We start from the raw sequence: 5,241 nt of genomic DNA on the forward strand, positions 1-5,241 counted from the left end.
CGCTGTATCGGCGGCGCCCCGCCGCGACCCGGGCGGGCCCGCCGGGGTCGTCGGTCACCGGGGGGGCGCCCCCCGACACCGCCGCCGCCCGCTGCGCCGCGCTGTCGGCGCCGCTCTTCGGGGGCGACGACCCGTGGCCGGCGGCGGCGTTCCGGCGGGCGATCTCCGGCCGGGGCCAGCATTACGTCGGCGCCCGGGTCGGCGAGATGCTGGTCGGCTACGCCGGCATCGCCCGGCTGGGGCGCACCCCCCCGTTCGAGTACGAGGTGCACACCATCGGGGTGGCGCCCGGCCACCAGGGCCGCGGCATCGGTCGGCGGCTGCTGGCCGACCTGCTCGGCTTCGCCGACGGCGGGGTGGTGCACCTGGAGGTGCGCACCGACAATACCGCCGCGATCGCGCTCTACCGCGACGTCGGCTTCGTCGAGGTCGGCGTCCGCAAGCGCTACTACCGGGCCAGCGGCGCCGACGCGTACCTGATGCGGCGGGAGGCCGGCCGATGATCATCGTGGCCATCGAGACCTCGTGCGACGAGACCGGTGTGGGCATCACCCGGCTGGACGCCGACGGCACGCTGACCCTGCTCGCCGACGAGGTGGCCTCCAGCGTCGATCAGCACACCCGGTTCGGCGGCGTGGTCCCGGAGATCGCCTCGCGGGCGCACCTGGAGGCGCTCGGGCCGACCATGCGCCGGGCGCTGGCTGCGGCCGGCCTGGAGCCGCCCCGCCGGCCGGACGCAGTGGCGGCCACCATCGGTCCCGGGCTGGCCGGTGCGCTGCTGGTCGGGTCGGCGGCGGCCAAGGCCTACGCGGCGGCCTGGGGGGTGCCGTTCTACGCCGTCAACCATCTCGGTGGGCACTTGGCCGCCGACGTCTACGCGCACGGGCCGCTGCCGGAGTGCGTGGCGCTGCTGGTCTCCGGCGGGCACACCCACCTGCTGCACGTGCGGTCGCTCGGTGAACCGATCGTCGAGCTGGGCGGCACCGTCGACGACGCCGCCGGCGAGGCCTACGACAAGGTGGCCCGGCTGCTCGGGCTGGGCTATCCGGGCGGTCGGGTCCTCGACGAGTTGGCCCGGACCGGCGACCGGGACGCGATCGCGTTCCCGCGCGGGATGACCGGGCCGCGCGACGACCGGCACGCGTTCAGCTTCTCCGGGCTGAAGACCGCGGTCGCCCGCTACCTGGAAAAACACCGGGCCGACTCCGATTTCGTCGCGGCCGACGTGGCGGCCGGCTTCCAGGAGGCGGTCGCCGACGTGCTCACCATGAAGGCGGTGCGCGCCGCAACCGACCTGCAGGTCTCCACGCTGCTGATCGCCGGCGGGGTGGCCGCCAACTCCCGGCTGCGCGAGCTCGCCGAACAGCGCTGCGCGGCGGCCGGTCTGGCGCTGCGGGTTCCGCCGGCGCGGCTGTGCACCGACAACGGCGCGATGATCGCGGCGTTCGCCGCGCAGCTGATCGCCGCCGGGGCGTCGCCGTCGCCGCTGGCGGTGGCCACCGACCCGGGGCTGCCGGTGCTCACCGGCCAGCTGCGCTGAGGGTCAATCCCGCGCTGCGGGCTCCACCGGATCGCGGACGGTGAGGTCCGCCCAGACGGCATCCTTGTCGTCAAGGCCGACCCGCGGTCGCAGATCAGCCGACTCCCAGCGGCTGTCATCCGGTGGACGCGGCGCCGTATCCATACATCTGCTGCTATCGGGCTACTCGGTGACGATCAACAGGTTGTCCCCGGTGGCCCAGGCCCGGGTGAAGGTGGCCATCGGGATCTGCTCGTTGCGGCCGTTCGGGGTGCCGCTGTCGTTGAGGTGGACGATGTCGTTGGTGGTGTCGACCCCGGTGACGACGACGGCGTGGTCGGCGGTGCTGCGCTGACCCGGGACGTTCCAGATGGTCTCGGCGTTCAGCCCGGCGATCACCTTGTGGCCGGCCAAAAGATCCTGCTCGATCCCGTCCATGGTGTTGCCGGTGGTGAGCTCGGAGGCGACGCCGTAGTGCTGCAACAGCACCACCATGTCCTGCGGCGAGGTGCCGTCGAACTCGTAGATGCTGCCCTGGTGGTCGGAGCTGGGCGTGAACAGCCCGCGCAGCTCGATACCGATCTGCAGCGGCTCGTGCCCGGTGACCTGGCCGACCACGTCGGCGACCGCCATCAGGCCGCAGTCCTCCTGGTGCTGGTAGCGCCACCACTGGGCGGCCGCCGCCGGGTCGCCGTACATCTCGGCGTGGGCCACCCCGGCCAGCCCGAGGGCGGTCGCGGCGACCAGCGTGGCGGTGCCGGCGGCGCGGATCGAGTTGAGCATGACGTACCCCCCCTGCCTGGAATTCTTCGGCTGACTATACGCAGCAGCGGGGTGACCTTGAGTGCTAGCACTCACATGTATAGAGTGCTAGGTGGCAGTCGGACGGTCTCTTGGTCGGCACCCGCGACGACGACGTGAGGGCACGGACGAATGCCGAAACCTGGTAATTACGTTCCGATGTGTCCGGCCGACGCCGGCCGCAGCTGAGACAACTGGAGGGCTCCAATCGTGGCGAGCGTGAACATCAAGCCACTCGAGGACAAGATCCTCGTACAGGCCAACGAGGCCGAGACCACGACCGCATCGGGTCTGGTCATCCCGGACACCGCCAAGGAGAAGCCGCAGGAAGGCACCGTCGTCGCCGTCGGCCCCGGCCGCTGGGACGACGAGGGCAAGAAGCGGATTCCGCTGGACGTGTCCAAGGGCGACGTTGTCATCTACAGCAAGTACGGCGGCACCGAGATCAAGTACAACAACGAGGAGTACCTGATCCTGTCCGCCCGCGACGTGCTGGCCGTCGTTTCCAAGTAAGTCGCCGAGCAGACCCCGTAGCAACACCGTGATCCGCCCCGGAGATCCCCGTGACCAACCTGGTTCAGGGGCGGTCTCCGGGGCGGACCGCGTCAGGAAAGAGCCTAGAAAGAGCCCAGAACCATGAGCAAGCAGATTGAGTTCAGCGCGACCGCCCGTCAGGCGATGGAGGCCGGGGCCGACAAACTCGCCGACGCGGTGCGGGTGACCCTCGGTCCGCGCGGGCGGACGGTGGTGCTGGCCAAGTCGTTCGGCGGCCCGACGGTGACCATGGACGGCGTCACCGTCGCCCGTGAGGTCGACCTGGAGGACCCGTTCGAGAACCTGGGCGCGCAGCTGGTCAAGTCGGTGGCCACCAAGACCAACGACGTCGCCGGCGACGGCACCAGCACCGCCACCGTGCTGGCCCAGGCGTTGATCTCGGCCGGGCTGCGCAACGTCGCGGCCGGCGCCAACCCGATCGCCCTGGGCACCGGCATCGCCCAGGCGGCCGACGCGGTCTCCGAGGCGCTGCTGGCCGCGGCCACCGGCGTCTCCGGCAAGAAGGCGATCGCCCAGGTGGCGACGGTCTCCTCCCGCGACGAGGAGGTCGGCGAGCTGGTCGGCGAGGCGATGACCAAGGTCGGCGCCGACGGCGTGGTCAGCGTCGAGGAGTCGTCGACGCTGCAGACCGAGCTGGAGATCACCGAGGGCGTCGGCTTCGACAAGGGCTTCCTGTCCGGGTACTTCGTGACCGACTTCGACTCGCAGGAAGCCGTCCTGGAGGACGCGCTGATCCTGCTGCACCGGGAGAAGATCAGCTCGCTGCCCGACCTGCTGCCGCTGCTGGAGAAGGTGGTCGAGGCGGGCAAGCCGCTGCTGATCGTGGCCGAGGACGTCGAGGGCGAGGCGCTGTCGACGCTGGTGGTCAACGCCATCCGCAAGACCTTGAAGGCCGTCGCGGTCAAGGCGCCGTACTTCGGCGACCGGCGCAAGGCGTTCCTGGAGGACCTGGCCGTCGTCACCGGCGGTCAGGTGGTCAACCCGGACGTCGGCCTGCTGCTGCGCGAGGTCGGCCTGGAGGTGCTGGGCACGGCGCGCCGGGTGGTGGCCACCAAGGACGACACGGTGATCGTCGATGGGGGTGGCACCAAGGCTGCGATCGCCGACCGGGTCAAGCAGCTGCGGGCCGAGATCGAGGCCACCGACTCCGACTGGGACCGGGAGAAGCTGGAGGAGCGGCTGGCCAAGCTCTCCGGTGGCGTGGCGGTGATCAAGGTGGGGGCGGCCACCGAGACCTCGCTCAAGGAACGCAAGCACCGGGTCGAGGATGCGGTGGCGGCGGCCAAGGCCGCGGTCGAGGAGGGTGTCGTCGCCGGCGGCGGCAGCGCGCTGCTGCACACAAGGCCGGTGCTGGACAAGCTGCGCACCAAGCTCAGCGGTGACGAGGCGACCGGGGTGGACGTGTTCTCCGCGGCGCTGGCCGCACCGCTGTATTGGATCGCCACCAACGCCGGTGCGGACGGTGCGGTGGTGACCAGCAAGGTCGCCGAGCTCCCCGCCGGGCAGGGCTTCAACGCCGCGACGCTGAGCTACGGTGACCTGGCTAAGGCCGGCGTGGTCGACCCGGCGAAGGTGACCCGGTCGGCGGTGCTCAACGCCGCCTCGGTGGCGCGGATGGTGCTGACCACCGAGACGGCGGTGGTCGAGAAGCCGGCCGAGGAGGACGACGCGCACGCCGGGCACGGCCACGCGCATTAGGTATTAGCTGCGGAGCACCCCCGGTCCTGTTGGGCCGGGGGTGTTTTCGTCTCGACTAGAGGCTGAGGACAACCCGTGATCCGTCCGGACGTTTGACGGAGACCTCCAGTTCGCCGCCTGTCGCCTCGACGTACTTGCGGAGGGTGTCCACGCGACTACTGGCCAGCTCGCCATGCTCCATCTGGGAGACGCGGTTCTGGCCGACGCCGATCACCGCAGCGAGCGTTGTCTGCGTGAAGCCGGCCGCTTCCCGCAGCTCACGGAGGCGATACTGGGCGGCTTCGCGGTCCATCTCGGCTTTGATCGCGTCAATACGGGTCCGGTTGCCCGGACGACGGCGGCGCATGTCATCGAGATTGGTCATCGTTTCTTTCCCTTTCTTGCCTTCGGATTCACGGCCTTGGCCGCTTCAGCCGCCTCGTGCAGACGCTCCTGGTGAGCAGTGAATAGGTCGTCCGCGATGGGAATGTTCTTGGCGTACCACTTGGACCAATTCCGAGCTTTGTCTCCAGCGATCAGCATGATTGCCCGCGATCTGGTATCGAAGGCGAACAGCACACGGATGTGGGCTCCGGCCTTGGTGGGGCGCGGACGCAGCTCCTTCATGTTCGGGTGCCTCGACCCTTCGAGGGTGTCCACAAACGGTCGCCGGGTCACTGGGCCGTGTT

7 protein-coding genes and 1 pseudogene are annotated in these 5,241 nt (G+C 70.3%); 4 read left to right on the forward strand and 4 right to left on the reverse strand.

Going from position 1 to position 5,241, the window contains the following annotated elements; all coding sequences use genetic code 11:
* The first annotated feature begins 2 nt into the window (after positions 1–2).
* Together rimI and tsaD are read left to right on the forward strand one after the other, a co-directional pair.
* Positions 3–503, forward strand: a complete 501-nt coding sequence (gene rimI / locus AC2VNT_RS14475) for a ribosomal protein S18-alanine N-acetyltransferase (RefSeq protein ID WP_486947518.1) — start codon at positions 3–5, stop codon at positions 501–503.
* Positions 500–1,540: a tRNA (adenosine(37)-N6)-threonylcarbamoyltransferase complex transferase subunit TsaD gene (gene tsaD, locus AC2VNT_RS14480; RefSeq protein ID WP_486947519.1), complete on the forward strand. Its 1,041-nt coding sequence runs from the start codon at positions 500–502 to the stop codon at positions 1,538–1,540. Before rimI ends, tsaD begins: the two co-directional genes overlap by 4 nt.
* A 3-nt stretch (positions 1,541–1,543) precedes the next feature.
* Here the strand turns inward: tsaD and AC2VNT_RS14485 are convergent.
* Both AC2VNT_RS14485 and AC2VNT_RS14490 read right to left on the reverse strand, forming a co-directional pair.
* Positions 1,544–1,666: pseudogene (locus AC2VNT_RS14485) on the reverse strand (hypothetical protein); the annotation flags it as partial.
* A 36-nt stretch (positions 1,667–1,702) separates the two neighbouring features.
* Positions 1,703–2,302 carry a C39 family peptidase gene (locus AC2VNT_RS14490; RefSeq protein ID WP_486947520.1) on the reverse strand — a complete coding sequence of 200 codons (600 nt, stop codon included), beginning with the start codon at positions 2,300–2,302 and terminating at the stop codon, positions 1,703–1,705.
* Positions 2,303–2,530: 228 nt separating this feature from the next.
* On the opposite strand from AC2VNT_RS14490, the gene groES reads away from it, so the two are divergent.
* Both groES and groL read left to right on the forward strand, forming a co-directional pair.
* A complete protein-coding gene (groES, locus tag AC2VNT_RS14495; protein ID WP_486947521.1) occupies positions 2,531–2,833 on the forward strand; it encodes a co-chaperone GroES in 303 nt (100 codons plus the stop codon).
* Positions 2,834–2,956: 123 nt separating this feature from the next.
* The gene (gene groL / locus AC2VNT_RS14500; RefSeq protein WP_486947522.1) at positions 2,957–4,573 is read left to right on the forward strand and encodes a chaperonin GroEL; all 1,617 of its coding nucleotides are present in this window, start codon (positions 2,957–2,959) and stop codon (positions 4,571–4,573) included.
* Positions 4,574–4,628: 55 nt separating this feature from the next.
* On the opposite strand, the gene AC2VNT_RS14505 is transcribed toward groL, so the two are convergent.
* Positions 4,629–4,937 (reverse strand): helix-turn-helix domain-containing protein, encoded by a 309-nt coding sequence (locus AC2VNT_RS14505; protein ID WP_486947523.1) that lies wholly within the window; start codon positions 4,935–4,937, stop codon positions 4,629–4,631.
* Positions 4,934–5,241: type II toxin-antitoxin system RelE/ParE family toxin (locus tag AC2VNT_RS14510; protein WP_486947524.1), on the reverse strand; the 308-nt coding region annotated here is incomplete at its 5' end. The genes AC2VNT_RS14510 and AC2VNT_RS14505, both read right to left, overlap by 4 nt.

It is taken from the genome of Mycobacterium sp. TH-M15, from assembly GCF_057473705.1.

Bases quoted from the DNA above. Each gene is read 5' to 3' on its own strand.
- tsaD (WP_486947519.1), top strand. From the start codon at position 500: ATGATCATCGTGGCCATCGAGACCTCGTGCGACGAGACCGGTGTGGGC.
- AC2VNT_RS14490 (WP_486947520.1), bottom strand. From the start codon at position 2,302: ATGCTCAACTCGATCCGCGCCGCCGGCACCGCCACGCTGGTCGCCGCG.
- groL (WP_486947522.1), top strand. From the start codon at position 2,957: ATGAGCAAGCAGATTGAGTTCAGCGCGACCGCCCGTCAGGCGATGGAG.
- AC2VNT_RS14505 (WP_486947523.1), bottom strand. From the start codon at position 4,937: ATGACCAATCTCGATGACATGCGCCGCCGTCGTCCGGGCAACCGGACC.